This window comes from Shinella sp. (genome assembly GCF_052438155.1).
GTDB lineage: Bacteria > Pseudomonadota > Alphaproteobacteria > Rhizobiales > Rhizobiaceae > Shinella.
This window is the reverse complement of sequence record NZ_JBQVPI010000004.1, coordinates 342,275-367,097: the sequence shown is the minus strand read 5'-3', so window position 1 is coordinate 367,097 and position 24,823 is coordinate 342,275. Positions and strand designations below refer to the sequence as shown.

Below are 24,823 nucleotides of genomic sequence, written 5' to 3'. Positions count from 1 at the left end.
TCTACTGGTCTGGGCCGCGTTTGTGCTGTTCGAGAATTAAGCGGCGTCGAAAACTGCCATGTCGAGTTCGGCCTTGCGGCCCAACGTCGTCATCCATTCGGTGAACTGCGGGCGGTTCCTGATCTGGCGGCCATAATGGCGGCCGAGGGCTGCCGTGAGGTCACCCTTTCGGCCGAGCTGTTCGTCGGCAAAGCTCACCATCTGCGAGTTCGGCCAGGCCTGCGGACGCATGCCGACAAGACGGGTGAACAAGGCTTCGCCCGGTTCGTCCGGATTGGCCTGTGCCATCAGCGTCAGCATGGCGGCCGTCGAGCGCGATATGCCCATATGGCAATGCACGAGCAGATGGCTCGCTCCCTCTCGCCCGTGAAAGTCCGCGCCGAATTGCAGGATCGCTTCGACATGGTCGGGATGCGGCATGGTCCGTTCCGGCGCCGCGGCAATGATGTCGTGAAAGCGCAACGTGGTTCGGTGGTGCTGGCCATAGGTCTGGAACACGTCCAGCTCCGGGTATTCCGGGTCGATAATCGACAATACGTGGGTCACGTTCCGGGCCTGCTGGCCCGGCAGTTCCTCGATCCCGCAAACCGAGAGCTCTGGAGAGAAGACGACGTCCATTTTCGAATCAGTCCTTAGTCGATGGGTGGTTTTCGGGACGATAGAGATACAGCGGGGGGAAGCGAAGGCAATTTCGTTTCGGCGGCGACGCATGCCGGTCGTCAGGGGACGCTTGATGGTTGGGGCAGTACAGCTTGTTTCAGCACATGCTCCAGCCAATCGGCAAAGACCTGCAGGCGGCGGGAAAGATGCTGGCGGTGCGGGTAAAGCAGCGTCATAGGCAACGGTTCGGCGCGGTGCTGCGGCATGACCTCGACGAGGTCGCCCGCGTCGAGATGCTGGCGAACGTCGTAGGCAGGGATCTGGATCAGGCCGAGGCCGGCGAGGCAGCAGGCGATATAGGCTTCGGCGCTGTTGGCGGTGACGCGTCCACGCATAGGCAGGGTGCGCAGCACGCCGTCCTCCAGCCATTCCCAAGGCTCGACCCGGCCGGTGGACGGCGAGGCGTAGTTGACCGCCCAATGCGCGGCCAGATCGTCGGGTGTTTGCGGCGCGCCGTGCCGGGCAATGTAGCCGGTGCTGGCGACATTGATCAGCGGCAGATGCCCGATCGAACGGGCAATCAGCCCGGAATCGGTCAACGGGCCGACGCGCAGCACGCAATCGACGCTGTCCTCTACCAGGTTGATCGCCCGGTCCGTCACGCCGAGATCGATGTCGATTGCCGGGAACCGGTCGAGGAAATCCGGCAGCGCTGGCGCGATGATGAGCCGGCCGATCCGCCCCGGTACGTCGATACGCAGCCGACCGGCGGGTGCGGCGTTGTTGTCGCCGAACAGTCCTTCCGCTTCCTCGACGGCGGCGATGAGGTGCAGGCAGCGCTGGTAAAAGGCCATGCCATCCTGTGTGGGGGAAACGCGCCGCGTCGTGCGGTGCAGCAGGCGGGCGCCAAGCCTGCCCTCCAGGGTCGCTATAGCCGCCGAGACCGATGAGCGCGGAAGGCCGAGCGTATCCGCCGCCCGGGTGAAACTCGCGCTTTCGACGACACGGGTGAAGATGCGAAAGAGGTCGATGCGATCCAAGCGTCCACGCCATTGTTCGTTGATCCTGACATATGATGTCAGACTGTCCGGCTTTATTGCAACATTCCAGCCGATAAGTTTGCTCCGGCGTCAGGCGGGCACCATGCCCGGCCGAAGGATTGCTCAAGGAGAACCACACCATGACCGACCATTCCATCAAGGGTAAGACCGTCATCATCGCCGGCGGTGCAAAAAACCTCGGCGGCCTGATCGCCCGCGACTTCGCCGCCCATGGCGCCAAGGCAGTTGCCATCCACTATAACAGCGCCGCCACGAAGGCGGATGCCGACGCCACGGTTGCCGCGGTCAAGGCGGCGGGTGCCGAGGCGGTCGCTTTCCAGGCCGATCTGACGACCGCCGGTGCTGTTGAAAAGCTGTTTGCCGATGTCGTGACCGCGCTCGGCCGTCCGGACATCGCCATCAACACCGTCGGCAAGGTGCTGAAGAAGCCGATCGTCGACATTTCCGAGGCCGAATATGACGAGATGAGCGCCGTCAACACGAAGTCCGCCTTCTTCTTCCTCAAGGAGGCCGGCAAGGCGCTGAACGACAACGGCAAGATCTGCACGCTCGTCACATCGCTGCTCGGCGCCTACACGCCGTTTTATTCCAGCTATGCCGGCACCAAGGCGCCGGTCGAGCACTTTACGCGCGCGGCATCCAAGGAGTTCGGCGAGCGCGGCATCTCGGTGACGGCAATTGGCCCAGGCCCGATGGATACGCCCTTCTTCTATCCCGCCGAAGGGGCCGATGCGGTGGCCTATCACAAGACAGCGGCCGCGCTGTCGGGTTTCTCAAAGACCGGCCTTACCGATATCGAGGACATCGTTCCCTATATCCGCTTCCTTGTTTCGGACGGCTGGTGGATGACCGGACAGACCATCCTGGTCAACGGTGGCTACACGACGAAGTAAACCTGAGAGGAACCGTTCGGGATTGGCGATCCCGAACGGTTCACGACTTCGTGGGTCGATTGCCCTGGAAACAGCCATGGATTGACGCTGCACGGTCAAATCATGTTTATCCGGTGGCGTACCGCGATTCCGTTCCCGCTAGATGGGGCCATGCGATGCGAAGCGCGACCGTAGGAGGCCGAACATCATCAGTCCTTCCTTTTCGACGCGGCAGGTTCGATTGGTGTCGGGGCTTGTGCTCTTCTCGTTCGTTGCGACGCATCTTGCGAACCATGCGCTCGGGGTTATTTCTCTCGGCGCCATGGAAGCCGGGCGAGGTGTTTTTCTCGCGATCTGGCGAAGCACGCCGGGCACCTTTGCCCTGTATGGTGCTTTCGTCGTTCATTTTGCGCTGGCGCTGCGGGCCATCTATTTGCGCCGCGCGTGGCGCATGCCGATTGGCGAATTTGCCCAGATAGCCTTCGGGTTGTTACTCCCGTTCCTTCTGATCGATCATGTCCTCGGCACCAGGGTGTTCCATGAAACCACCGGCATCAGGGATCAGTATGCCCGCGTGGTCTACAATCTATGGGTCGTATCTCCCTTCGGTGGCGTAAAGCAGTCCTTGGTGCTCATTCTCGCCTGGGCGCATGGCTGTATCGGGCTGTATTTCTGGCTGCGGCAGCGGCCCTGGTTTGCGCGGCACCAGCCCGTTTTCCTTGCCGCCGCGGTGTTGTTTCCTTCCCTGGCATTGCTCGGATTTGTCGATGCCGGCCAGACGATCGCTAGACTGGCTGCGAAAGGCGGCCTTGATGCCTCGGTGACGGCCATGCCTCCCGAGGGCGACGGCACCGCGCTGATCGGCATGGTGCGCACGATCGTCTATTCGCTTCTGGCAACATTGGTCGGCGGTCTTTTCGTCTTCCGTTTCCTTCGATATCTGCGTCTGCGCCGCAACATGGTGGAAATCCGCTATGGTGCGGGACACACCGTCCGGGTGCCGCGCGGCTTCAGCGTCCTCGAAGCGAGCCGCCGGCACGGCATACCCCATAACTCCACATGTGGCGGCAAGGGGCGCTGTTCGACGTGCCGTGTCCGCGTCATCGAGGGCCTGGATCGTCTGCCGCCGCCAACGGAGACCGAGCAGAAGACGCTGGCCAGGATCAATGCCGGCAAGGATGTCAGGCTGGCCTGCCAACTGCGCGCCGTATGCGATCTCACGGTTATACCGTTGCTATCGACCGCGGTTGCTGCGGCGGAAACGGTACCTCGCCTGAGTGTCGCGCCGGGCAGGGAGCAGGAGGTCGTGGTGATGTTCTGCGATATCCGCGGCTTTACCAAACTCGTCGAGGCGCGCCTGCCCTTTGATGTCGTCTTCCTGCTCAACCGCTATTTTGCCGTGGTTGGGCGTGCCGTGGAGGCGGAAGGGGGCAAACTGGACAAGTTCGTCGGCGACGGGGTCATGGCGCTGTTCGGTGTCACGCCCAGTGCGCTTGATCCCTGCCGTGGCGCGTTTGCCGCAGCCGTTGCAATCGGCGAGGGCATCCGTGAACTCAATCAAGAGCTTGCCGAGGAACTGAGGGCTCCACTCAGATTGGCAATCGGCATTCATGTCGGCCCCGCCGTCGTGGGAGCCATCGGCTACGGATCGGCGATCGGCATTACGGCGATAGGTGATACGGTCAATATTGCAAGCAGACTGGAAGGCGCGGCGAAGGAGCTCGACGCCTATCTGGTCGCCTCCGAACGGGCAGCCCTGCGGGCAGGTCTCGATCTATCGGCAAAGGGCAAGCGCAGGATCGACGTGCGTGGGCGCTCTGTGGCCCTGGACGTCGTTGCATTCGACGATATGCACGATCTGTCCCGGAGTCTCGACGGTGAGATAGAACCTCTCTCATAAGGGCAGGCCCTTATGGTTGGTTTCGGGGAGCCCCGTTCAGCTTACTTCGCCGCGCTGGTCGCCACCTGACCTTTGGCCCACCCTCTCTATCCGCCTATCAGGTCCTGCCGCCGCGCATCGCCACCTTCTTGAAATATTTCGAGCAGCACGTTCCTGCTCTCATGTCGACGCTGAAGAGGCCGCGATCGTGCGGCTCATCGGCCGCAGCCCTGGGCTCGTATTGGAACGGCGCCCGCCAAAATTCCTATAGGATTCCTATTTTTTTGCCGCCCGGCTGCTCTCGAATGCCTATCCGGTTTGACCCCATATCGGGGCGAGAGAGATCGAAGGATGCTCTCCACGCCAGAAAGCTTTTCGGTGGCGCCCTTCCGGGCGGCGCCGTTTGGCTTGTCTTGCTCCGTCCAAACCAAAGGAGTCCGAATGATGATCGACGTCATTCTTATCGGCACAGCGGTCGTGTTCTTCGCCCTCTGCTTTGCCTACACGCAAGCCTGCGACAGGCTGTGAGGAGAGCACACGATGTTGTTCGACTATATCTTTAGCGGTGCCGTTACAGTCTTTCTCACCATTTACCTGACCTATGCTCTCATTCGGCCAGAACGCTTCTGATGAAGCCGCCGGATATTGAAAGTTTCCTCCCATGACCCTCAACGGATGGCTACAGATCCTGCTCTTCTGCGGGATCGTCCTTGCCCTCGTCAAACCGCTCGGCGCCTATATGACGCGCGTCTTTGCCGGGGAACGGACATTCCTTTCTCCTATCCTCGTTCCGATCGAACGGGGGCTTTACACCTTGGCCGGCACCAGCGACCGCGAAGAGCAGCGCTGGACGGGCTACGCCTTCGCCATGCTCGCGTTCAACCTCGCCGGCCTGTTGCTCCTTTATGGGCTGCAGCGCATGCAGGGTATGCTGCCGCTCAACCCCGCCGGCATGACCGCGGTCGGGCCGGAACTGTCGTTCAACACCGCCATCAGCTTCGTCGCCAATACCAACTGGCAGAACTATGGCGGTGAAAGCACCATGTCCTATCTGACCCAGATGGCGGGGCTCTCGGTGCAGAACTTCGTTTCTGCAGCCACCGGCATGGCGATCGCCGTTGCCCTGATCCGCGCCTTCTCGCGCGCCTCCGGCAAGACGCTCGGCAATTTCTGGGTCGATATGACCCGCGCCACGCTCTACATACTGCTGCCGATCTGCATCGTGCTGACGCTTGTCTATGTCGCGCTTGGCGTACCGCAGACCTTCGGCCCCTATGTGACGGCGACGACACTGGAAGGGGCACAGCAGACCATCGCGCTCGGCCCGGTCGCCTCGCAGCTCGCCATCAAGATGCTCGGCACGAATGGTGGCGGCTTCTTCAACGCCAACTCGGCCCATCCGTTCGAAAACCCGGGCGCCATCTCGAACATGATCCAGATGGTCTCGATCTTCGCGATCGGCGCGGCCTTCACCAATGTCTTCGGCCGTATGGTCGGCAACCAGCGCCAGGGCTGGGCGATCCTCTCCGCCATGGGCGTGCTGTTCATTGCGGGCGTTGCCATTACCTACTGGGCGGAAACCTCCGGCAATTCGCTGATGCATGCCTTCGGCCTGCAGGGCGCTAACATGGAGGGCAAGGAAGTCCGCTTCGGCATTGTCATGTCGTCGCTCTTCGCGGTCGTCACGACGGCGGCATCGTGCGGCGCGGTCAATGCCATGCATGGCAGCTTCACGGCGCTCGGCGGCCTCATCCCGCTCATCAACATGCAGCTCGGTGAGGTTATCGTCGGCGGTGTCGGCGCAGGCTTCTACGGCATCGTCCTGTTCATCATCGTCGCCGTCTTCGTGGCAGGCCTCATGGTCGGTCGCACGCCGGAATATCTCGGCAAGAAGATCGAGGCGAAGGAGATGAAGATGGCCATCCTTGCCATTCTCTGCCTGCCGCTCGCCATGCTGGTCTTCACAGCTATATCGAGCGTCATGCCCTCGGCGGTCGCCTCGATCGGCACGGCCGGCCCGCACGGCTTCTCCGAGATCCTCTATGCCTACACCTCGGCTGCGGCCAACAACGGTTCGGCCTTCGGCGGTCTGACCGGCAACACGCCCTGGTACAATGTCACACTCGGTCTCGGCATGCTGATGGGGCGCTTCCTGGTCATCATTCCCGCGCTGGCGATTGCCGGTTCGCTGATCGCCAAGAAGACGGTTCCTGCTTCGGCCGGCACCTTCCCGACGGACGGCCCGCTCTTCGTCGGCCTGCTCGTCGGTACGATCCTCATCGTCGGCGGTCTCACCTTCTTCCCGGCACTGGCGCTCGGTCCGGTCGTCGAACACCTGGCCATGCTGGCCGGGCAGACCTTCTGAGGAGCGACCACGATGCGTCGCGTGACAAGACCTTCCGTCTCCACCCCGGTTCGCCGGGGTGGAGAAAGCAGCCGATGGTGCGCATCCAATGCCATTCTGGCGATGTTGGGCGCCCTCTTCGCCATCGCCTGCATCATCGAATTCCTTCGCGGTTGACCGGTCCCCGGTTCCGCATTTTGTTTCAAAGCTGGAGTCTCTCATGAGCCAGGCAAAATCCGCGAGTGTCCTGGATTCTCGCATTCTTATCCCGGCGATCGGCGCTGCGTTCACCAAGCTCAATCCGCGCACGCTTGCCCGCAATCCGGTCATGTTCGTCGTGGCGACCGTGTCGGTCCTCACCACCGTCCTCTTCCTGCGCGATCTCGCAACCGGCGGGAGCGACCTCGGCTTCTCCTTCCAGATCAACCTCTGGCTCTGGTTCACCGTGCTCTTCGCCAACTTCGCCGAAGGCGTCGCCGAAGGTCGTGGCAAGGCGCAGGCCGATTCACTGCGCAAGGCGCGCAGCGAAACCCAGGCCAAGCTGCTCGCCACCGGCAGCACCACCGATTACCGGATGGTGCCGGGCACCAGCCTCAAGGTTGGCGACGTCGTGCTCGTCGAGGCGGGTGACATCATCCCGTCCGACGGCGAGGTCATCGAAGGCGTCGCCTCGGTCAACGAAGCGGCTATCACCGGTGAATCCGCGCCCGTCATTCGTGAATCCGGCGGTGACCGCTCGGCCGTCACCGGCGGCACGCAGGTCCTGTCCGACTGGATCCGGGTGCGCATCACGGCGGCTGCCGGTTCCACCTTCCTCGATCGCATGATCTCGCTCGTCGAAGGCGCGGAACGCCAGAAGACGCCGAACGAGATCGCGCTCAACATCCTGCTTGCCGGCATGACGCTGATCTTCGTGCTTGCGACTGCCACCATTCCAAGCTTTGCCGCCTATGCCGGCGGCTCGATCCCGGTCATCGTTCTCGTGGCGCTGTTCGTGACGCTGATCCCGACGACCATCGGCGCGCTGCTTTCGGCGATCGGCATTGCCGGCATGGACCGCCTCGTGCGCTTCAACGTGCTGGCCATGTCCGGCCGCGCGGTGGAGGCGGCCGGCGACGTCGATACGCTGCTGCTCGACAAGACCGGCACGATCACGCTCGGCAACCGCCAGGCGACGGCCTTCATGCCGGTGCGCGGTGTTACCGAGCAGGAACTTGCCGACGCTGCCCAGCTCGCCTCGCTTGCCGACGAGACGCCGGAAGGCCGCTCGATCGTCGTGCTGGCGAAGGAGAAGTACGACATCCGTGGCCGCGACATGGCGAGCCTCAAGGCGTCCTTCGTGCCCTTCACCGCGCAGACCCGCATGAGTGGCGTCGATCTCGAAGGCTCGCAGATCCGCAAGGGTGCGGTCGATGCGGTGCTCGCCTCCGTTAGTGGCGTTGCGCAGTCGGATGTGGTGCGGGAACTCCAGGCGTCCGCCGACGAGATCGCCAAGGCCGGCGGTACGCCGCTTGCGGTTGCGCGCGACGGAAAGCTGCTCGGCGTCATCCAGCTGAAGGATATAGTCAAGGGCGGCATTCGCGAGCGTTTTGCCGAACTGCGCCGCATGGGCATCCGCACCGTGATGATCACCGGCGACAATCCGATGACGGCGGCGGCGATTGCCGCAGAAGCGGGCGTCGATGACTTCCTCGCCCAGGCGACACCGGAAAACAAGCTCCAGCTCATCCGCGAGGAACAGGCCAAGGGCAAGCTGGTCGCCATGTGCGGCGACGGTACCAACGATGCGCCGGCACTTGCCCAGGCGGATGTCGGCGTCGCCATGAACACCGGCACGGTGGCCGCCCGCGAGGCCGGCAACATGGTCGATCTCGACAGCGATCCGACCAAGCTCATCGAGATCGTCGAGATCGGCAAGCAGCTCCTGATGACCCGCGGCGCGCTGACGACCTTCTCCATCGCCAACGACATCGCGAAATATTTCGCGATCATCCCGGCCATGTTTCTCGCCTTCTATCCGCAGCTCGGCGTGCTGAACATCATGGGCCTCACGAACCCGCAGTCGGCGATCCTTTCTGCGATCATCTTCAACGCGCTGATCATCATCGCGCTGATCCCGCTGTCGCTAAGGGGCGTCAAGTACCGCGCCGTCGGCGCCGGTGCGCTGCTCTCCCGCAACCTCTTGATCTACGGCCTCGGCGGTATCGTCGTGCCCTTCATCGGCATCAAGGCGATCGACATGGCCATTACGGCCCTCGGCCTCGTCTAAGGAGCAAAACCATGTTCAAGCAACTCCGTCCGGCCATCGTCATGATCGTCGCCACCACGGCGATCACCGGCCTTCTTTACCCCGCCGCGATGACCGGCATCGCGCAGGCCGTCTTCCCCGGCCAGGCAAATGGCAGCCTGATCGAGAAGGATGGCCAGGCCGTCGGTTCGACCCTCATCGGCCAGGCCTTCGCCGGTGAACAGTACTTCCACGGCCGTCCCTCGGCGGCGGGCGACGGCTACAACGCCGCCGGCTCCTCCGGTTCCAACCTCGGCCCGACCAGCCAGAAGCTGATCGACCGGGTGAAGACGGACTACGAGGCGGCGAAGGCGACAAATCCGAGCGCCGAGGTGCCGATCGACCTGGTTACGGCCTCGGGCAGCGGTCTCGACCCGCATATCTCGCCGGACGCCGCTTATTTCCAGGTGCCGCGGGTCGCCAAGGCGAGGGCGATGGACGAGGCCGCGGTGCGCGCGCTCGTCGACCGGCAGATCGAAGGGCGTCAACTCGGTTTCCTCGGCGAACCTGTGGTGAATGTGCTGCGCCTTAATATGGCGCTTGACGAGGCCCGTTCGTAAACTGAAATGGGCGTCTCCGACCGGCCTTCCGGCCGGTCGGAGGAATTGGATGGATATTCATGCCGGACGACCGTCGCGAGATTGATAACAGACCGTCGCCGGATGCCCTGCTGGAGCGGGCGGAGCGGGAGACGCGCGGGCGCTTGAAAATCTTCCTCGGCGCCGCACCGGGCGTCGGCAAGACCTATGAAATGCTGATGTCCGGCCGCGCGCGGCGGGCTGACGGCGTCGATGTCGTGATCGGCGTGGTCGAGACGCACGGCCGCAAGGAGACGGAGGCGCTCGTCGAGGGTTTCGAGGTCATCGCCCGCCGGGCGATCGACTATCGTGGGCAGACGCTTGAGGAAATGGATCTCGATGCGATCCTAGAACGCCGGCCGGCGCTCGTCCTGGTCGACGAGCTTGCCCATACCAATGCCGTCGGCAGCCGGCATCCCAAGCGCTATCTCGACGTGCAGGAGCTGCTTTCGCGCGGCATCGACGTCTATTCGACGCTCAACATCCAGCATGTGGAAAGCCTCAACGACGTGGTGGCGCAGATCACCCGCATCCGCGTGCGCGAAACCGTTCCCGATTCCATCATCGACCGGGCCGACGACATCGAGATCATCGACATCACGCCGGACGACCTGATCAAGCGGTTGGCGGACGGCAAGGTCTATATGCCGAAGACAGCCAAGCGAGCGGTCGAGAACTATTTTTCGCCCGGCAACCTCACGGCGCTGCGTGAACTGGCACTGCGCCGCACCGCCCAGCGCGTCGATGAGCAGCTGCTCAATCACATGCAGACCCATGCCATCTCGGGGCCTTGGGCCGCCGGCGAACGGCTGCTGGTCTGCCTCGATCACGGCCGCAATGGCGCGAGCCTCGTTCGGTACGCCCGACGCCAGGCCGACCGGCTGCGCGCCCCCTGGGCGGTGCTGCATCTCGACACGCCGCAGGCCGCCGGCCTGCCGGAGGAGGACAAGGACCGGCTCGCCGCCAACATGCGGCTCGCCGAACAGCTTGGCGCCGAGACGGTGACGCTGCCGGCGCTCTCGCCATCACGCGACATCATCGCCTATGCCAATACCAACAATTTCACGCATATCGTCGTCGGCCGCCCGAGCGGATCGCGATGGCGGCAGCTCTGGCAGGGCTCGGTCACCCATGACCTGATCCGCTATGCCGGCAATATCAGCGTCCACGTCATTTCCGGCGATGACAAGGAAGGGCAGCCGACGCGCGGCGTGAAGGCCGCCCCGGCGCCAAAACCCTTTCGCATCAAGCCCTATCTGCTCAGCGTCATTTTTATCCTGCTCGCCATTCTTGCCGGCATCGCGCTTGATCAGACGCTCGATGTACAGAACCTCGCGCTCGTCTTCCTCATGGCGGTGCTCGCCGCTTCCGTGCAGGGCGGGCTTGGCGCCGGTCTCTTCGCCTCGCTGCTCGGCGCGCTTTCCTTCAACTTCTTCTTCCTCGAGCCGCGATACAATTTCACGGTCCGCGACCCGGAAAGCATCGTCGCGCTGTTCTTCTATCTCGGCGTCGCGGTTGTCGCCTCGAACCTGACGGCCGCCGTGCAGCGCCAGGCGGCGGCGGCGCGGCAGAGGGCCCGCACGACGGAGGACCTCTATCTCTTCTCCAAGAAGCTTGCCGGCACCGGCACGCTCGACGACGTGCTCTGGGCGACCGCCTTCCAGATCGCCTCGATGCTCAAGGTGCGGGTCGTCATCCTGCTGCCGGAAGGCAGTTCGGTGGCGGTCAAGGCCGGTTACCCGCCGGACGATACGCTGGTCGACGCCGATATCGCCGCCGCGAAATGGGCCTGGGAGCACAACCGGCCGGCCGGCCGCGGTGCCGATACGCTGCCGGGCGCCAAGCGGCTCTATCTTCCGCTACGCACCGGCCGCGACGCGGTCGGCGTCATCGGCCTCGACAACGACAAGCAGGGACCGATCCTGACGCCGGAGCAGCAGCGCCTGTTCGATGCCCTGTCGGATCAGGCTGCGCTGGCGATCGAGCGCGTGCAGCTCGTCTCAGACGTGGACAAGGCCAAACTTGCCGTCGAGACGGACCGGCTGCGCTCGGCATTGCTGACCTCCATCTCGCATGACCTCAAGACGCCGCTCGCCGCCATCATGGGCTCGGCCGACACGCTGAAGGGGCTTGGCGCGCAACTGGACGAGGAGGCACGGCGCGAGTTGCTGTCGACGGTGATCGACGAATCCGAGCGCCTCAACCGCTTCATCGCCAACCTGCTCGACATGACGCGCCTCGGCGCCGGCGCCATGGAACCGAACTATGCCTGGCATTTTGCCGGCGATATCGTCGGCACAGCGCTTTCGCGCGCGGGAAAGATTGTGTCGCATCACAAGATTGGGGTGCGCATGCCCGAAACCCTGCCGATGCTGCGGGTCGATCCCGTGCTTTTCGAGCAGGTGCTCTTCAATCTCATCGACAATGCCGCCAAATACGCGCCGGAGGACACGCTGATCGAAATCCGCGGCCGGCAGGACGGCAATGCCCTTTTGCTGTCCGTCGTCGATGAAGGCCCCGGCATTCCGCCGGATGACATCGAACGCATCTTCGATAGCTTCTATCGGGTGCGGAAGGGCGATCATGTGCGGGCCGGCACAGGGCTCGGGCTTTCGATCTGCCGTGGTTTCGTGGAGGCCATGGGCGGCACGATCACGGCCACCAACCGCACCGACCGCTCCGGTGCCATCTTCACGATCCGCATGCCGGTTCCGGCCGAAATGCCCGTCTTGCGAGGAAACGAATGACCAACACCGCCGTCCGCATCCTGATCGTCGATGACGAGCCACCGATCCGCAAGCTGCTGCGCGTCGGGCTCTCCACGCAAGACTATGCCGTCGTCGAGGCGATGAACGCCAAGGTGGCGATAGAACTGGTCAAATCGGAAAAGCCGGATCTGATCGTGCTCGACCTCGGCCTGCCGGACATGCCGGGGCATGACCTGCTCGCCAAATGGCGCGGGGAGGGGCTCGACCTGCCCATCGTCATCCTGTCGAGCCGTACCGACGAGGCAGGTATCGTGAAAGCGCTGGAGCTTGGCGCCGACGACTACATCACAAAACCCTTCGGCATGAACGAGCTGGCCGCGCGCATCCGTGTGGCGCTGCGTCACCGGCTGCAAACGCAGGGGGAGAAACCCATCTTCCAGACGGGTGATCTCTCGGTGGATCTCGTCAAGCGTATCGTCAAGGTGGCGGGCGAGGAGGTGAAGCTCTCGCCGAAGGAATATGATATTTTGCGCATCCTCGTGCAGCATGCCGGCAAGGTGCTGACCCATCGTTTCCTGCTCGAACATGTCTGGGACGGCCTGACCGACGTGCAGTACCTGCGCGTCTATGTCCGCCAGCTCCGGCAGAAGATCGAGCGCATGCCGGACCAGCCACAATACATCCTCACCGAGACCGGTGTCGGCTACAGGCTCGTTGACGCGAGCTGATCACCGCATTCATGGAGTACATCATGCAGCTCAGCGACCACCTGGCGCTGGAAAACATTGCCGTCGACCTGCCGTTCGTTTCGAAGCACAAGCTTCTGCGGCAGCTGGCCGACATGTCGTCTCTGAAGAGCGGCATCGATGCCGGCATCATCGCCAAGGCACTGCTTGCCCGCGAAAACCTCGGCTCGACCGGCATCGGGCGGGGAATCGCTATCCCGCATGCACTCATCGAAGGGCTGCCGAAGAGCCTTGCCCTGGTCGCCCGGCTTGCCCGGCCGATCGATTTCGAGGCGGTCGACGATATTCCGGTGGATATCGTCGTGCTGCTCCTCTCGCCTGCCTCGGGGCAGGGGCAGAACCTCAACATCCTTTCCTGCATCGCGCGGCAACTGCGTGATGACCATACAGTCGGCGCCATCCGCGCCGCGCGGAGTGCGGAGGAAGTCTTCGTTCTCCTCACGCGGTCGTGACCGTAGCAGGCCGTCGTTTATGCAATTCCTATTTTTTCGCCCCCGCCCTCCAATCGAGAAAATATCCGCGGATGCCTAGCTTCAGATCGTCGTGACCGATGCCCTTCCGGGTGGGGTCACGGCGATCCATCAGCAGAGGTGCCGCCATGCGGAAAGATTTTTCGGACCACGCTCTTCCACCGCTCTCGACGCGGATGATCTTTCTCCATCATCGCGTGCGCATGCACGACCGGGCCCTTCATACGGAAGGGCGCGGCGAACCGATGCCGCTCGCCGCTGGGGCATTGCTTGTGACGATGCTTCTTGTCGCCGCTGTTCTGCTCGGGGTTATTCATGCCTAGGGCCGCACCATCCGAAACGGCGATGCACCGTCTTGAGGCGCAGGCGGATCTGCCGGTTGTCGAGGCACTTGCCGACCGTATCGCTGCCGCCCGCCGCCTGCGCGAGCATCATCTGTGGGAAATCCTGCGCACCCTGCCGTCTTTGGCCGAGGCTCGCGACGATGCCGACGTCCGGCATCGGTTCCGCGCGCTGATGGAGCGTGATGACTTTCTGGCCGCGAGCCAGGCGTTGGTCGATGCCGCGCGTCCGGTGTGCCACCTCGATCAACTGGTATGCCTCGACGGCAGCTGGGTCGCACGCATCCTCTCGAACGGCGCCATCCCCCGCGCCGTTGCGGTCCATAGCGACCGGGTGGCGGCCGTCATGGCCGCGCTGGTGGCGCTCGATCGCCCCGGCCCGGTCAAACATTGAAAGGAACAGATATCATGCCAGACTTTCGACGTCGTAATCCCGTACAGGGCCTCATCGCAGACCTCGTCACGCCCTTCCGCGGCGATGGGGTGGACCATGAGGGGCTTGCATCCCTCGTCAACTGGCAGATCGCCAGCGGCGTGTCCGGCCTAGCCGTCTGCGGCCGGCTTGGTGAGGCGTCTTCGCTGAGTCGCGAGGAGCGCCGTGCCGTCCTCGCCACCGTCCTCCGCGCCGCGGGTCTCGCCGTGCCGGTTCTTGCTTCCATCGGCACCTATGCGACCGAGGCGACCATAATGCTTGCCCTTGATGCAGAAGAGGAGGGGGCGGATGCGCTGATCGTCACCACGCCCTATTACAGCAAGCCGACGCAGAAGGGCATCATCGCCCATATGCGCGCCGTAGCGGAAGCGACCACACTGCCGATCCTCGTCCTTGCCGACCCCGCGACGACCCGTTCGGATGTCACGGCCGAAACCCTCTGGGCGCTCAGCGACATTCCCGGCATCCACGGCTTCATCGACGCATCGGGCGACATGGCACGCCTCGCCGTGATCGACCGCCGGCTGCGCGAGCGGCTCGTGCTTTACTCCGCGCACGATACGACGGCCTTCGCCTTCAACGTACTCGGCGGAAGCGGAACGTTTTCCGCTGCGGCAAATCTCGCGCCGCGTTTGACGAGCGCGATGCACCAGGCGCTGCGCACGCGCAATGTTGATCTCGCCCTCGACCTGAAGGACCGTCTTGCGCCGCTCTTCGTGGCGCTCGGCGACACGCCGGATCCTGCTGCCGTCAAGCACGGTCTCACGCCCATCCTCGGCCTGTCCGAGACGGTACGACTGCCGCTTGTGCCAACAACGTCAGCCGCCGGCGCGACCGTGCGCCGCGCGCTTGCCGGTCTGCCGGAAAGCGCCGCGCAACTTGCCAGGGCAAGCTGAGGACAAACGACATGACACGCAAGAAGAAGACCCACAAGGCGGTGGCGATCGCCGCCGCAATGCCGCAGCCACAGCCGCTGCTGCCGATACCGGCGCTGCTGCTGCGCGTCGGCCTGATCCTGGCCACTGCCGCCGCCGTCCAGCATTTTCTCCCGCAACTTTGAGCGCAGACCGCGCCATACCTTCCGAAAGAAACATCCATGCGTAGTCCTGCCCGACACCGTCGTCCGCGCCGCCCTGCCGCGCAAACCGAACCGCCCCGCTTCACGGTCGGGCGCGATCACCACGGCTGGTGGGTCGTCGAGGATCGTCTCGGCCGCGTCGGCGGCATCTTCGCCAATGAAGACGCCGCCATGCATTATGCCCTGGAAGAGAGCAACCGGGACCGCAGGGCAGTCCGCTGCCAGCGGCGCGGCGCCTCTGTCGAGTTCCGCCTCGCCCGGTGAACCGGAGTTCCCCCGAAAGAAATCAGATCGCGACCTGCTCGCCGAGTTCGACCACGCGGTTGGCGGGCAGCTTGAAGTAATCGGACGGATCAATGCCGAAATTGGCAAGCGCAATATAGAGGCGCTCCTGCCAGACCGGCAGGCCGACGGTCGGCGAGCGCACGAGGACGCGCCGGCCGAGATAGAACGAGGTCTGCATGATCTCGAACTTGAAGCCTTTTTTGCGGCAGATACTGAGCGCCTTGGTGACGTTCGGTTCCTCCATGAAGCCGAAGGTCAGGTCGATGCGCAGGAAGCGGTCGCTGAGCTTCTGCATCTGGATACGGTCTTCTTCCGGTACGTAGGGCTTGTCCTGCGTCCAGACCGTCAGGATGACGTTTCGCTCATGCAGGACGTGGTTGTGCTTGATGTTGTGCAGAAGCACCGCCGGCGTGCGATCCGGCACGCTGGTCAGGAACACGGCCGTGCCGGGCACGATGGCCGGGGCGTGTTTGGACTTCCTCTCCAGCGCCGCGATGAAATCCGTCAGCGGGATATCGCTCTGCGCGGTCTTGGTCTTGAGATATTTGCTACCTTTCGTCCAGGTCCACATGACCAGCATGATGGCGATCGCCAAAGCGACCGGAACCCAGCCGCCATCATGGATCTTCATAAGGTTAGCGGCGAGGAACACCGTCTCGACCAGAAGAAGTGGCAGGAGGAGGAGCGTGGCGGTGAAGGTGGAGTAGCCCCAGATCTGGCGCAGGAACTGGTGCGCCATCAGGGTCGTCACCACCATCGCGCCGGTCACCGAAATGCCATAGGCGGTCGCCAGCGATTCCGAATCCCCGAAGGAGAAGATGAGCACGATCACCCCGATGAACAGGACCCAGTTGACCGCCGGTACGTAGATCTGTCCGGTATTGGTCTCCGAGGTGAACTTGATCATCAGGCGCGGCAGGAAGCCGAGATGCACGGCCTGGCGTGCCAGAGAGAAGGCGCCGGTGATGACCGCCTGGCTGGCGATGATGGTCGCCATCGTAGCGAGAATGACGATGGGCAGCAGCGCCCAGTCGGGATAGAGCAGGTAGAACGGGTTCTCGACGGCTTCGGGGTTGGTGAGGACGAGGGCGCCCTGTCCGAGATAGTTGAGCGTGAGTGCGGGGAAGACCAGGATGAACCAGGCCCATTGGATCGGCCGCCGGCCGAAATGGCCGAGGTCGGCATAGAGCGCCTCGGCGCCTGTGACCGTGAGGAAGACGGCGCCGAGCACGATGAGACCGACGACGCCGGCATGGGTGATGAACCACAGCGCATTCAACGGGTTGAGCGCCTGAAGGATCGTCAGGTTGTCGCCGATATGGATCAGGCCGCCCCAGGCCATGGCGAGGAACCAGATGACGGTGATCGGCCCGAAGAAATTGGAAACCGCGGCCGTGCCTTTCGATTGCACGAGGAAGAGCCCGACCATGATCGCCGCCGACATGGGCAGCACATAATCGGCGAAGGCCGGTGTCACGAGCTTCAGCCCCTCCAGCGCCGACATGACGGAGAGCGCTGGCGTGATCATCGCATCGCCGATGAAGAGGGCGGCCCCAATGACGCCGGCAAAAAAGAGCACCGGCAGGTAGCTGCCCGATTTTTTCATGAGCAGCGCCAGCAGCGACAAGGTTCCGCCTTCGCCGTCATTGTCGGCACGCAGGAGGAAGAGCACGTATTTGAAGGTCACGATGATCGTCAGCGTCCAGACCATCAACGAGATGAGGCCGATGACGACATCCTCGCGAACAACCCCGTCGGCGACGAACGGCCGCAACGCTTCGCGGAAGGCATAGAGCGGGCTCGTGCCGATGTCGCCATAGACAACGCCGATCGAGCCGAGAAGCAGGACAAGGAATTTGCGCGAATGGATTTTGCCGTCGGCGTCCAGCGATGTCATTCGGTGCGTTGTCCTCGGGTTCGCGCCACGGGCGGCACTATGGTTCAAAAGCATGTTTGCTGGCAATGAGCGGCGATCCCTAATGCAGAAGGGGCCGATGCTGCAAGCATTTCCGCTCAGCACGCGGTTGAAGCGAGCTGGCGCGTTGGCGGTGGTTCGCCCGTCCACAGGTTGACTCGGAGTGTTATTTACGTTGATATCAATTCATTCGCGGGCGGCCGGCCCGCGAAGGGAGGAATAATAACGAGGAGCCAACCATGAAGATCGTGACGAGTCTGAGTTTCCAGGGCCAGTGCCGCGAAGCCTTCGAATTCTATGCCAAGGTGCTGGGCGGCAAGATTACCGCGGCGATGCCCTATGGCGATGCCCCGCCGGACATGCCGATCAGCGATGCGAAATACAAAGACTGGCTGATGCATTGCTGGCTGGACGTCGGCGATCAGGCGCTGATGGGGGCCGACATGGATGTCGACTGGGCGCCGAATGTCGACAAGCCCAAGAACGGTTTCGACGTCACCCTGCATACGACCGACAAGGCCGAAGGCAAGCGCTGGTTCGATCAGCTCTCCGAAGGCGGCAAGCAGGTCATGCCGTTCGCGGAGACGTTCTGGTCCCCCGGTTTCGGCTCGCTGGTCGACAAGTTCGGCGTGCCCTGGATGATCAACAGCATCCCCTCGGGCGACTGGAAACCGTCGCAGGGCTGATCGGCCTTGTGCCTTTCGGACAGGGACTGCCGGCGCTGCTTTTGCACCGGCAGTCCTATTTGTGTGCCCGCTAGTTCAGCCGGTGCTTGAACATCCAGGCGGCGATGGGCATCGTCACCGCCGCGATTGCGACGAGCGCCAGCATGTCGGGGAGGAGTTCGGCGAACTGACCACCTTCGAGATAGACCGTGCGGGTGATGCGGATGGCGTAGGTCAGCGGATTGATCATCGTCAGGTATTGCAGGGCGGCGGGCATGTTGTCGGTTGGTGACACGAGGCCCGAAAGCAGCATGAACGGCATGAGAAAGACGAAGCACAGGATCATCGCCTGTTGCATGTTTCCCGCAAGCGACGAGAGGAAGAGGCCGAAGCCGATGGCGGCGGCGAGGAAGAGGGCCAGGCCGACATAGAGCGTGAAGAGGGATCCCGCGAAGGGGATCTGGAACCAGAAGAGCGCAACCAGCAGGATCGCCGAGGCCTGTGTGATGCCGACGATCATCGAGGGCACGGCCTTGCCGATCATGATCTCCGTCGGTGTGAAGGGAGCGACCAGAAGCTGGTCGAACGTGCCTTCTTCCCGTTCACGTGCCACGGACATCGCAGTCAGCATCATCGTCATCATCATGGTGATGGTACCGATGAGTGACGGGACCATGCTCCAGCGGGTTTCGAGTTGCGGATTGAACCAGGCGCGCGTCGATACCTTGACGCCTGCACTCCTGGCACCCGTTTCCGCCTGCCGAGCGGCCGCAAAATCGCCAATGATCGTGCTCGCGTAACCTTGGGCAATGCCGCTGGTGTTGGAATTCCGGCCATCGGCAATCACCTGAACGGGGGCCGTCGCGCCCGCCTCGAGGTCGCGTTCGAAGCGGGGTCCGATCACCACGATCACCATGGCGCGCCCGGCATCGAGAAGCGGTGCGGCTTGGGCCGTCTGCGTGAACGTGCCCTGCCGCTGGAAAAGGCCGGAGCCTTCGAGCTTGGCGACCAGGGCGATCGACGCGGTGCTGCGATCCTGGTCCACCAGCGCATAGGGCACGCTGTTGAGGTCGTAGGTGGCCGCGTAGCCGAAGATCAGGCATTGCAGGATCGGCGGCACGACGAGGCTGGCGCGGCTTTTCGGATCCTTCAGGACGACGAGAAGCTCCTTGCGGATGAGGGTCAGGATGCGAAGAAAAGAGGCCAGCATCTAGGCAATCCTCTTGCGCGTGAGGCGTGCGGCAAGTGTCAGGAGCACGATTGCCATTCCGGCAAGAACGGCGGCATTGGGAAGGATGACACTCCAGTTGTTGCCCGAAAGGAAAAGTGTCTGCAGCAGCGTCACGAAGTAGCGTGCCGGAAACACATAGGTGATCACCTGGACGGCAAGGGGCATGCTGCGCGGGTCGTACATGAACCCGGACAGCATCATCGCCGGCAGGAAGGTGAGCAGCACCGTCACCTGGCTTGCGACGAACTGGCTCTTGGTCGCCGAAGAGATGACGAGGCCAAGGCCGAGGGCGACGAGCAGGTAGAGCATCGACACGACGGTCAGGATGACGAGCGACCCGCGCAGCGGCACGCCGAACAATAGCTTGCTGCCGACGACGCAGAGCGCAAGGCCGATCAGGCCAAGCAGGAAATAGGGCACGGTCTTGCCGAGAAGGATTTCGCTCGAGCGGACCGGCGTCACGAACAGCGCCTCGAACGTGCCGCGTTCCCATTCGCGCGCCATCACCAATGCCGTCAGCAGGGCGCCGATCAGGGTCATCACCAGAACGATCAGGCCAGGCACGAGAAAGTAGCTGCTGTCATTGGCTTCGTTGAACCAGAGGCGAGGCTCGATGACGATGCCACCGCTCACGATGCCGCCAGTGCGCGCGGCCTCCTTTGCCGCCCAGATGCCGACGGCCCCCTGTGCATAGCCGAGCGAGATGCGCGCGGTATTGGCATCGGCGCCGTTGATGATCAACTGAACCTCTGCTGCGCCGAGATCGATGCTGCGGGCGAAATCCGAGGGGATGCGGACAATGGCGCGCACGTCGGCGGCCATCAGCATCCTTTCGGCCTCGTTCATTGTGTGGACGGTTCGCGTGGAAAAATACGGCGAGAGTTCGAAGGCGGCGGCGACGCCGCGCGCCTCGACGGAACTGTCGTCCATCAGGATCGCGACGGGCACGTTCTCGACGTCCAGGTTGATGCCGTAGCCGAACAGGATGAGCAGCGTGACGGGCATGATGATGCCGATCGTGATGCTGCTGATGTCGCGCAGGAGCTGCCGCGTTTCCTTGCGGATCAGGGCGCGCGTCCGGCGCAGCGACGCGGCAAGACCGCCGGACTGGTCGGAACGCCCGCTCATGCCGCCTTCTCCGTTCGCCTCTGCCGCTCCCGCTCGACGATCGCGATGAAGGCCTCCTCCATTGATGGGGCGGCTTCGTCCGACGTTGCGGCATGCTCGCGGATTTCGAGAGGTGTTCCCTCCGCAAGGTTCCGGCCGGCATCGAGGATGATGATCCGGTCGCAATATTCCGCCTCTTCCATGAAATGGGTCGTCACGATGACGGTCACGCCCTGTTCCGAAAGAGCGGTGATCCGGCCCCAGAACTGCCGCCGGGCGATGGGGTCGGCGCCGCTCGTCGCCTCGTCGAGGAAAAGGATATCCGGTTCATGAAGGAGTGCTGCGGCTAGGGCGAGGCGCTGCTTGAAGCCACCGGGAAGCTGGCCGCTCGGCAGATCGGAGAGGCTTTCAAGCGCGAATTCGTTCTTCAGCGCGCGGATTCTGTCTTTCTTACCGCTGCCGCGCAGGCCATAGGCGCTGGCGAAGAATTCCAGGTTCTCGTCGACCGTCAGTTGACCGTAGAGCGAGAATTTTTGGGCGACATAACCGAGCCGTTCGCGGGCCTTCGCGCCCGCCCGCAACAGGTCGGCGCCTGCCACCTTCAGCGTGCCGCCGGTCGCCGGCAGCAGGCCGCAGAGCATGCGGAAGGTCGTGCTCTTGCCGGCGCCGTTCGGTCCGAGAAGCCCGTAGACCTCGCCGCGACGGACGCTGAAACTGACATGATCGACGGCCGTGAAATCGCCGAACATGCGCACGAGGTCACGCACCTCGACGACCGTTTCGTCACCCGAACCCCTTCCACCCGCGCCAATCGCCGTGTGGCTGGCACGGTCCCGTTCTCCCGCAACGCTGTCGAAGAGCATCATGAAGGCATCCTCGAAGCGGGGCTCGACCGGTTCCGTGTCGAGCGAAAGCCCCTCGATCTGCAGGGCGGCGTCCTGCTGGGCGGGCCGGCGCACTACCCGGACCCGCCCGGCTTCCGGCACGGCATCCACGACGCCGGGCAGGGCGAACAGGCGGGCTTGCAGGGAGCGGGCGGGCAGGCCTGGCGGTCCGTTGACGAGGAAGCAGCAGCCTTCCGCCTTGGCGGTGATCTCCGCCGGCGGCCCTTCGGCGAGTATCTTGCCCGCATGCATCAGCACCGCATGGTCGCAGCGCTCCGCCTCGTCGAGATAGGAGGTGGCGACGACCACCGAAAGGCCATCCTCGCGGATCAGCTTGAAAACGATGTCCCACAACTCGCGCCGCGACAGCGGATCGACGCCGACCGTCGGCTCATCGAGCAGCAGCAGTTCCGGCGCGCGCACCAGCGTGCAGGCGAGGCCGAGCTTCTGCTTCATGCCGCCCGAGAGTTTTCCAGCTGGCCGCTCCCTGAACCGCCCAAGTTGCGTCATTTCGAAAAGGCGCGGGTAGATTTCCGCACGTTGCGCACCGGTGACGCCGTGCAGATCGGCATAGAGGTCGAGGTTTTCCTGCACGCTCAGGTCTTCATAGAGGCCGAAACGCTGCGGCATGTAGCCGATCCGGTCCTGAACCGCCTGCGGCACGGCGCTCACATCGAGCCCGACGACCTCCAGGCTGCCGGAATCCGCGGCGACCAGCCCGCTCGCCAAGCGGAGAAGCGTCGTCTTGCCGGCACCGTCCGGGCCGACAAGGGCGGTCAGCGCACCCTTGCGCACCGCAAGCGAAATGCCGGCAAGCGCTTCGGCCGGTTCGCCGGTATTCTGGCGGAAGGTCTTGTGCACATCCCTCGCGATAAGGCAGAGCGGCCGCTCGTCCATGGTCTCATCCACCGTTTTTCTGCGGCGTCTCGTCGAGACGCGGCCGAACGGTGGCCGGCATTCCGAGGCGCAGCACGTTGTCTGGATCTTCGACGAAGACGCGGACTTCGAAGACGAGGCTGGTGCGCAATTCCTCGGTCTGCACCGTCTTCGGCGTGAACTCGGCGACCGACGAGATGAAGCCGATCCAGCCCGCAATCGCGCGGCCGGGCATAGAATCGACGCTAACCTCTGCCTTCATCCCGGGGCGGATTTGCCCGAGTTGGGTTTCCGAAACATAGGCGCGAACCCATTTCGGGCTGATGGTTACGAGCGAAAATGCAGCGCGTGTCGGCGATGCCATCTCGCCAGGCTCGATCAGCCGGGAACGGACGACGGCATCGACCGGTGCCCGGAGGTCGGTATCGGCAAGCTGCGCCCGCAGAAAGGCCGCTTGCGCCTCGGCGGCGCGCAATTGAGCGTCAGCCTGCTGGATTTCCTCGATCCGCGTTCCGGCGACGAGCAGGTCCAGCGCCTTGTGGGTCGCAACGACCTTGGCGTCGGCTACTGCCGCCGCCGACCGGGCATTGTCGAGCGTCTGCTGGCTGGCGGCGGCGCGGGGGACGAGCGCGCTCTGCCGCTCGAATTGCACGCGTGCATTAGCGGCCTCCGCCTCTGCGGCCACCAGATTGGCGCGCGCCTGGTCGATCTGCGGTACGATGCGGCTGGTGTCCAGCCGGGCGATGACCTGGCCTTTTTTCACCTGCGCGCCCTCTTCGACAAGCACCTCGGTCACCGGCCCGTTGCCGTTGAAGGCAAGGGTTACCTGCCGGAAGTCGATGTTTCCGTAAAGGGCAAGTTCGGCCGGCGCTTGTGTGCGCTGCCGATACCACCAGGCGCCAGCGGCGAGGATCGCCAGAAGCAGGGCAACGATGAAGAGGCGTTTCATTCTGTTGGTTCCTGAAATGCGCCCCTAGAAGTCGGTCAGGAGCGACCAAACGGGATTGTCAAATCATAATTTTAAATCTAAATTTGAATTAGGTCAAGGAGGAGCAGGAATGGCGAGAGGTTCAAGGCGGTCGTCGACGGTTGGCGGACGGCCTGACGGCGCCGCGACTCGGGCAAGCCTGCTCGAGGCGGCAGGAGCGGTCTTTGCAGAATCGGGCTTTGACCGCGCGACGGCGAAGGAGATCGCCCATCGCGCCGGCGCGAATGCCGCCGCCGTCAACTACCATTTCGGCGGGATCGAACCGCTCTATGAAGAGGTGCTGGCCGAGGCGCACCGCCGGCTCGTCAACTATCAGGATCTCGCCCGGGTGGTTTCCACTGACCAGGACCCGAAGGACCGGCTGCGCCGGCTGATCGGCCTTCTGGTCGGCGTGGTTCGCTCGGAAAGCAGCGCGTCATGGCCGGCCAAGGTCATCGTGCGTGAGCTGATCGCGCCGACGCCCCACTTCGAAAAGCTTCGTCGCGAGGAACTGGAGCCAAAGAAGGCCCTGATTTTCGGTGTCATTTCCCATATCATGGGCGTGGCGCCGGATCACCCGCTCGTCGCCCAGGCCGCCCTGTCGATCATGGCACCCTGTTTCATGCTGCTGATTGCCGAGAAACGCCTGACGGAGGTGTTGACCCCGCTCGACCGCGCGCGCGTCAGCAACGAGACGCTGGCGGACAGGCTGGCGAATTTTACGCTCGGCGGCATCGCCCAACTGGTGGCGGCGGAGCTTGGCGGGTAGGCGGGCGGCTTGCATGAAAGTCCCGGCGAGGGAGACCGATTACTCTTCGCGGGCCTGGATTCGGGCGGCACAAGGATGGGGTTTTCGTTTCGAAAGAGGCTCGGCAAGGCCAACGCAACGTCGCTGGCCGAACGGGTAGCCGGGTTCGCAAATGGCTTTCGAGAGGGGTTGACCCATTATCCGTGACCGATTCCGACCTGATCGTGATCTGCAACCGGCTTGATGCTACGCCGCGCAAATGCCTTGGCTACCGAACGCCGGCTGAAGTCTTCGTAGGAAACTGTTCGCGCAAATGAGGCATGCCAGCTAGCTTGAACCGCCTCGCCAGTCGCGGTTCAGCATGAACTCGCATCGCATGAGACACCAACCGGTCTGTGCCGCAGGCTCCGGACCTATCTCGGGGCTGCGCTGATCGATCTCGGCGAACCGTCGACGCCGTCGCGCCAAAGGGAATGGAGCATTCCATCTGGAGCGTAACCGAATTGTTCTTCTAGAGGGCGGGGGGATGCTCTTCAGTTCTCCGGCTGATGCCGCCGCCTCTCCGATGTCGGCATATTGGCTGGGCGGGTATTGAACAATCAGGTGATCACACATGGTGCGAGGCTAGAGCCAAATATTCCGGAGGCGCTAGTGGACCACCGCTTTTTGCTGACGCTCGAATTCGCCATCCCACCATTTCCAGCTGTTTCACGGACACCAGGTTTCGTTGACAACGCAGGCCAGGGTA

The 24,823-nt window shown here is 63.4% G+C and carries 23 protein-coding genes and 1 pseudogene; 16 read left to right on the top strand and 8 right to left on the bottom strand.

Annotated elements, in window-relative coordinates; all coding sequences use genetic code 11:
* Nucleotides 1-36: 36 nt before the first annotated feature.
* On the bottom strand, nucleotides 37-618 hold the full coding sequence (locus ACT6VE_RS10605) for a tyrosine phosphatase family protein (protein WP_444798578.1): 582 nt from the start codon (nucleotides 616-618) through the stop codon (nucleotides 37-39).
* A gap of 101 nt (nucleotides 619-719) precedes the next feature.
* The gene (locus ACT6VE_RS10600; RefSeq protein WP_444798577.1) at nucleotides 720-1,640 is read right to left on the bottom strand and encodes a LysR family transcriptional regulator; all 921 of its coding nucleotides are present in this window, start codon (nucleotides 1,638-1,640) and stop codon (nucleotides 720-722) included.
* 140 nt (nucleotides 1,641-1,780) lie between these two features.
* Between ACT6VE_RS10600 and ACT6VE_RS10595 the strand changes: the two genes are divergently transcribed.
* From ACT6VE_RS10595 to ACT6VE_RS10555, 9 genes are all read left to right on the top strand, one after another.
* Nucleotides 1,781-2,554, top strand: a complete 774-nt coding sequence (locus ACT6VE_RS10595) for an SDR family oxidoreductase (RefSeq protein ID WP_444798576.1) — start codon at nucleotides 1,781-1,783, stop codon at nucleotides 2,552-2,554.
* Between the two features lie 142 nt (nucleotides 2,555-2,696).
* Complete coding sequence (locus ACT6VE_RS10590; RefSeq protein WP_444798575.1) at nucleotides 2,697-4,433, top strand: adenylate/guanylate cyclase domain-containing protein; 1,737 nt, start codon at nucleotides 2,697-2,699, stop codon at nucleotides 4,431-4,433.
* A gap of 519 nt (nucleotides 4,434-4,952) precedes the next feature.
* Nucleotides 4,953-5,042, top strand: a complete 90-nt coding sequence (gene kdpF, locus ACT6VE_RS10585) for a K(+)-transporting ATPase subunit F (RefSeq protein WP_444798574.1) — start codon at nucleotides 4,953-4,955, stop codon at nucleotides 5,040-5,042.
* A gap of 31 nt (nucleotides 5,043-5,073) precedes the next feature.
* A complete protein-coding gene (kdpA, locus tag ACT6VE_RS10580; RefSeq protein WP_444798573.1) occupies nucleotides 5,074-6,777 on the top strand; it encodes a potassium-transporting ATPase subunit KdpA in 1,704 nt (567 codons plus the stop codon).
* A gap of 199 nt (nucleotides 6,778-6,976) precedes the next feature.
* Entirely contained in the window at nucleotides 6,977-9,025 is a 2,049-nt protein-coding gene (gene kdpB, locus ACT6VE_RS10575) for a potassium-transporting ATPase subunit KdpB (protein WP_444798572.1), read from the top strand.
* A gap of 11 nt (nucleotides 9,026-9,036) precedes the next feature.
* Nucleotides 9,037-9,603, top strand: coding sequence for a potassium-transporting ATPase subunit KdpC (gene kdpC, locus ACT6VE_RS10570; RefSeq protein ID WP_444798571.1), 567 nt, complete (start codon nucleotides 9,037-9,039; stop codon nucleotides 9,601-9,603).
* A gap of 59 nt (nucleotides 9,604-9,662) precedes the next feature.
* Nucleotides 9,663-12,368: a DUF4118 domain-containing protein gene (locus ACT6VE_RS10565; RefSeq protein ID WP_444798570.1), complete on the top strand. Its 2,706-nt coding sequence runs from the start codon at nucleotides 9,663-9,665 to the stop codon at nucleotides 12,366-12,368.
* Nucleotides 12,365-13,057 carry a response regulator transcription factor gene (locus tag ACT6VE_RS10560; protein WP_444798569.1) on the top strand — a complete coding sequence of 231 codons (693 nt, stop codon included), beginning with the start codon at nucleotides 12,365-12,367 and terminating at the stop codon, nucleotides 13,055-13,057. The genes ACT6VE_RS10565 and ACT6VE_RS10560 overlap by 4 nt, the downstream gene beginning before the upstream one ends.
* A 23-nt stretch (nucleotides 13,058-13,080) precedes the next feature.
* A complete protein-coding gene (locus ACT6VE_RS10555; RefSeq protein WP_444798568.1) occupies nucleotides 13,081-13,527 on the top strand; it encodes a PTS sugar transporter subunit IIA in 447 nt (148 codons plus the stop codon).
* Between the two features lie 116 nt (nucleotides 13,528-13,643).
* On the opposite strand, the gene ACT6VE_RS10550 is transcribed toward ACT6VE_RS10555, so the two are convergent.
* The gene (locus tag ACT6VE_RS10550) at nucleotides 13,644-13,862 is read right to left on the bottom strand and encodes a hypothetical protein (RefSeq protein WP_444798567.1); all 219 of its coding nucleotides are present in this window, start codon (nucleotides 13,860-13,862) and stop codon (nucleotides 13,644-13,646) included.
* Here ACT6VE_RS10550 and ACT6VE_RS10545 point away from each other — a divergent pair.
* Genes ACT6VE_RS10545 through ACT6VE_RS10530 form a run of 4 tightly spaced genes read left to right on the top strand, consistent with a single transcriptional unit; the run spans nucleotide 13,861 to nucleotide 15,661 of the window.
* Nucleotides 13,861-14,280 (top strand): hypothetical protein, encoded by a 420-nt coding sequence (locus tag ACT6VE_RS10545; RefSeq protein WP_444798566.1) that lies wholly within the window; start codon nucleotides 13,861-13,863, stop codon nucleotides 14,278-14,280. The two genes, ACT6VE_RS10550 and ACT6VE_RS10545, sit on opposite strands and share 2 nt — an antisense overlap.
* A gap of 14 nt (nucleotides 14,281-14,294) precedes the next feature.
* A complete protein-coding gene (locus tag ACT6VE_RS10540) occupies nucleotides 14,295-15,215 on the top strand; it encodes a dihydrodipicolinate synthase family protein (protein ID WP_444798565.1) in 921 nt (306 codons plus the stop codon).
* Nucleotides 15,216-15,226: 11 nt separating this feature from the next.
* The gene (locus ACT6VE_RS10535) at nucleotides 15,227-15,379 is read left to right on the top strand and encodes a hypothetical protein (RefSeq protein ID WP_444798564.1); all 153 of its coding nucleotides are present in this window, start codon (nucleotides 15,227-15,229) and stop codon (nucleotides 15,377-15,379) included.
* 36 nt (nucleotides 15,380-15,415) lie between these two features.
* On the top strand, nucleotides 15,416-15,661 hold the full coding sequence (locus ACT6VE_RS10530; RefSeq protein WP_444798563.1) for a hypothetical protein: 246 nt from the start codon (nucleotides 15,416-15,418) through the stop codon (nucleotides 15,659-15,661).
* A gap of 22 nt (nucleotides 15,662-15,683) precedes the next feature.
* Here the strand turns inward: ACT6VE_RS10530 and ACT6VE_RS10525 are convergent, their stop codons facing one another.
* A complete protein-coding gene (locus tag ACT6VE_RS10525) occupies nucleotides 15,684-17,579 on the bottom strand; it encodes a potassium transporter Kup (RefSeq protein ID WP_444798562.1) in 1,896 nt (631 codons plus the stop codon).
* Between the two features lie 257 nt (nucleotides 17,580-17,836).
* Between ACT6VE_RS10525 and ACT6VE_RS10520 the strand changes: the two genes are divergently transcribed.
* Nucleotides 17,837-18,283: a VOC family protein gene (locus ACT6VE_RS10520; RefSeq protein ID WP_444798561.1), complete on the top strand. Its 447-nt coding sequence runs from the start codon at nucleotides 17,837-17,839 to the stop codon at nucleotides 18,281-18,283.
* Between the two features lie 70 nt (nucleotides 18,284-18,353).
* Here the strand turns inward: ACT6VE_RS10520 and ACT6VE_RS10515 are convergent, their stop codons facing one another.
* From ACT6VE_RS10515 to ACT6VE_RS10500, 4 genes are read right to left on the bottom strand one after another with little or no spacing between them, the layout of a single operon-like run.
* Nucleotides 18,354-19,472 (bottom strand): ABC transporter permease, encoded by a 1,119-nt coding sequence (locus tag ACT6VE_RS10515; protein WP_444798560.1) that lies wholly within the window; start codon nucleotides 19,470-19,472, stop codon nucleotides 18,354-18,356.
* On the bottom strand, nucleotides 19,473-20,621 hold the full coding sequence (locus ACT6VE_RS10510) for an ABC transporter permease (RefSeq protein WP_444798559.1): 1,149 nt from the start codon (nucleotides 20,619-20,621) through the stop codon (nucleotides 19,473-19,475).
* Nucleotides 20,618-22,381, bottom strand: coding sequence for an ATP-binding cassette domain-containing protein (locus ACT6VE_RS10505; RefSeq protein WP_444798558.1), 1,764 nt, complete (start codon nucleotides 22,379-22,381; stop codon nucleotides 20,618-20,620). Before ACT6VE_RS10505 ends, ACT6VE_RS10510 begins: the two co-directional genes overlap by 4 nt.
* Nucleotides 22,382-22,385: 4 nt before the next feature.
* Nucleotides 22,386-23,309 carry an efflux RND transporter periplasmic adaptor subunit gene (locus ACT6VE_RS10500; protein WP_444798557.1) on the bottom strand — a complete coding sequence of 308 codons (924 nt, stop codon included), beginning with the start codon at nucleotides 23,307-23,309 and terminating at the stop codon, nucleotides 22,386-22,388.
* A gap of 109 nt (nucleotides 23,310-23,418) precedes the next feature.
* Between ACT6VE_RS10500 and ACT6VE_RS10495 the strand changes: the two genes are divergently transcribed.
* Nucleotides 23,419-24,096 carry a CerR family C-terminal domain-containing protein gene (locus ACT6VE_RS10495; protein WP_444798556.1) on the top strand — a complete coding sequence of 226 codons (678 nt, stop codon included), beginning with the start codon at nucleotides 23,419-23,421 and terminating at the stop codon, nucleotides 24,094-24,096.
* Nucleotides 24,097-24,233: 137 nt separating this feature from the next.
* A pseudogene (locus ACT6VE_RS10490) lies at nucleotides 24,234-24,406 on the top strand (IS30 family transposase); the annotation flags it as partial.
* Nucleotides 24,407-24,823: the final 417 nt, after the last annotated feature.

Excerpts from the sequence above, each read along its gene's own strand:
- ACT6VE_RS10540 (WP_444798565.1), top strand. The coding sequence starts at position 14,295 with ATGCCAGACTTTCGACGTCGTAATCCCGTACAGGGCCTCATCGCAGAC.
- ACT6VE_RS10500 (WP_444798557.1), bottom strand. The coding sequence starts at position 23,309 with ATGAAACGCCTCTTCATCGTTGCCCTGCTTCTGGCGATCCTCGCCGCT.
- ACT6VE_RS10510 (WP_444798559.1), bottom strand. The coding sequence starts at position 20,621 with ATGAGCGGGCGTTCCGACCAGTCCGGCGGTCTTGCCGCGTCGCTGCGC.
- ACT6VE_RS10525 (WP_444798562.1), bottom strand. The coding sequence starts at position 17,579 with ATGACATCGCTGGACGCCGACGGCAAAATCCATTCGCGCAAATTCCTT.
- ACT6VE_RS10535 (WP_444798564.1), top strand. The coding sequence starts at position 15,227 with ATGACACGCAAGAAGAAGACCCACAAGGCGGTGGCGATCGCCGCCGCA.
- kdpB (WP_444798572.1), top strand. The coding sequence starts at position 6,977 with ATGAGCCAGGCAAAATCCGCGAGTGTCCTGGATTCTCGCATTCTTATC.
- ACT6VE_RS10515 (WP_444798560.1), bottom strand. The coding sequence starts at position 19,472 with ATGCTGGCCTCTTTTCTTCGCATCCTGACCCTCATCCGCAAGGAGCTT.
- ACT6VE_RS10545 (WP_444798566.1), top strand. The coding sequence starts at position 13,861 with ATGCCTAGGGCCGCACCATCCGAAACGGCGATGCACCGTCTTGAGGCG.
- kdpA (WP_444798573.1), top strand. The coding sequence starts at position 5,074 with ATGACCCTCAACGGATGGCTACAGATCCTGCTCTTCTGCGGGATCGTC.
- ACT6VE_RS10530 (WP_444798563.1), top strand. The coding sequence starts at position 15,416 with ATGCGTAGTCCTGCCCGACACCGTCGTCCGCGCCGCCCTGCCGCGCAA.
- ACT6VE_RS10565 (WP_444798570.1), top strand. The coding sequence starts at position 9,663 with ATGCCGGACGACCGTCGCGAGATTGATAACAGACCGTCGCCGGATGCC.
- ACT6VE_RS10560 (WP_444798569.1), top strand. The coding sequence starts at position 12,365 with ATGACCAACACCGCCGTCCGCATCCTGATCGTCGATGACGAGCCACCG.
- ACT6VE_RS10605 (WP_444798578.1), bottom strand. The coding sequence starts at position 618 with ATGGACGTCGTCTTCTCTCCAGAGCTCTCGGTTTGCGGGATCGAGGAA.
- ACT6VE_RS10520 (WP_444798561.1), top strand. The coding sequence starts at position 17,837 with ATGAAGATCGTGACGAGTCTGAGTTTCCAGGGCCAGTGCCGCGAAGCC.
- ACT6VE_RS10505 (WP_444798558.1), bottom strand. The coding sequence starts at position 22,381 with ATGGACGAGCGGCCGCTCTGCCTTATCGCGAGGGATGTGCACAAGACC.
- kdpC (WP_444798571.1), top strand. The coding sequence starts at position 9,037 with ATGTTCAAGCAACTCCGTCCGGCCATCGTCATGATCGTCGCCACCACG.
- kdpF (WP_444798574.1), top strand. The coding sequence starts at position 4,953 with ATGTTGTTCGACTATATCTTTAGCGGTGCCGTTACAGTCTTTCTCACC.
- ACT6VE_RS10555 (WP_444798568.1), top strand. The coding sequence starts at position 13,081 with ATGCAGCTCAGCGACCACCTGGCGCTGGAAAACATTGCCGTCGACCTG.
- ACT6VE_RS10550 (WP_444798567.1), bottom strand. The coding sequence starts at position 13,862 with ATGAATAACCCCGAGCAGAACAGCGGCGACAAGAAGCATCGTCACAAG.
- ACT6VE_RS10590 (WP_444798575.1), top strand. The coding sequence starts at position 2,697 with ATGGGGCCATGCGATGCGAAGCGCGACCGTAGGAGGCCGAACATCATC.
- ACT6VE_RS10495 (WP_444798556.1), top strand. The coding sequence starts at position 23,419 with ATGGCGAGAGGTTCAAGGCGGTCGTCGACGGTTGGCGGACGGCCTGAC.
- ACT6VE_RS10595 (WP_444798576.1), top strand. The coding sequence starts at position 1,781 with ATGACCGACCATTCCATCAAGGGTAAGACCGTCATCATCGCCGGCGGT.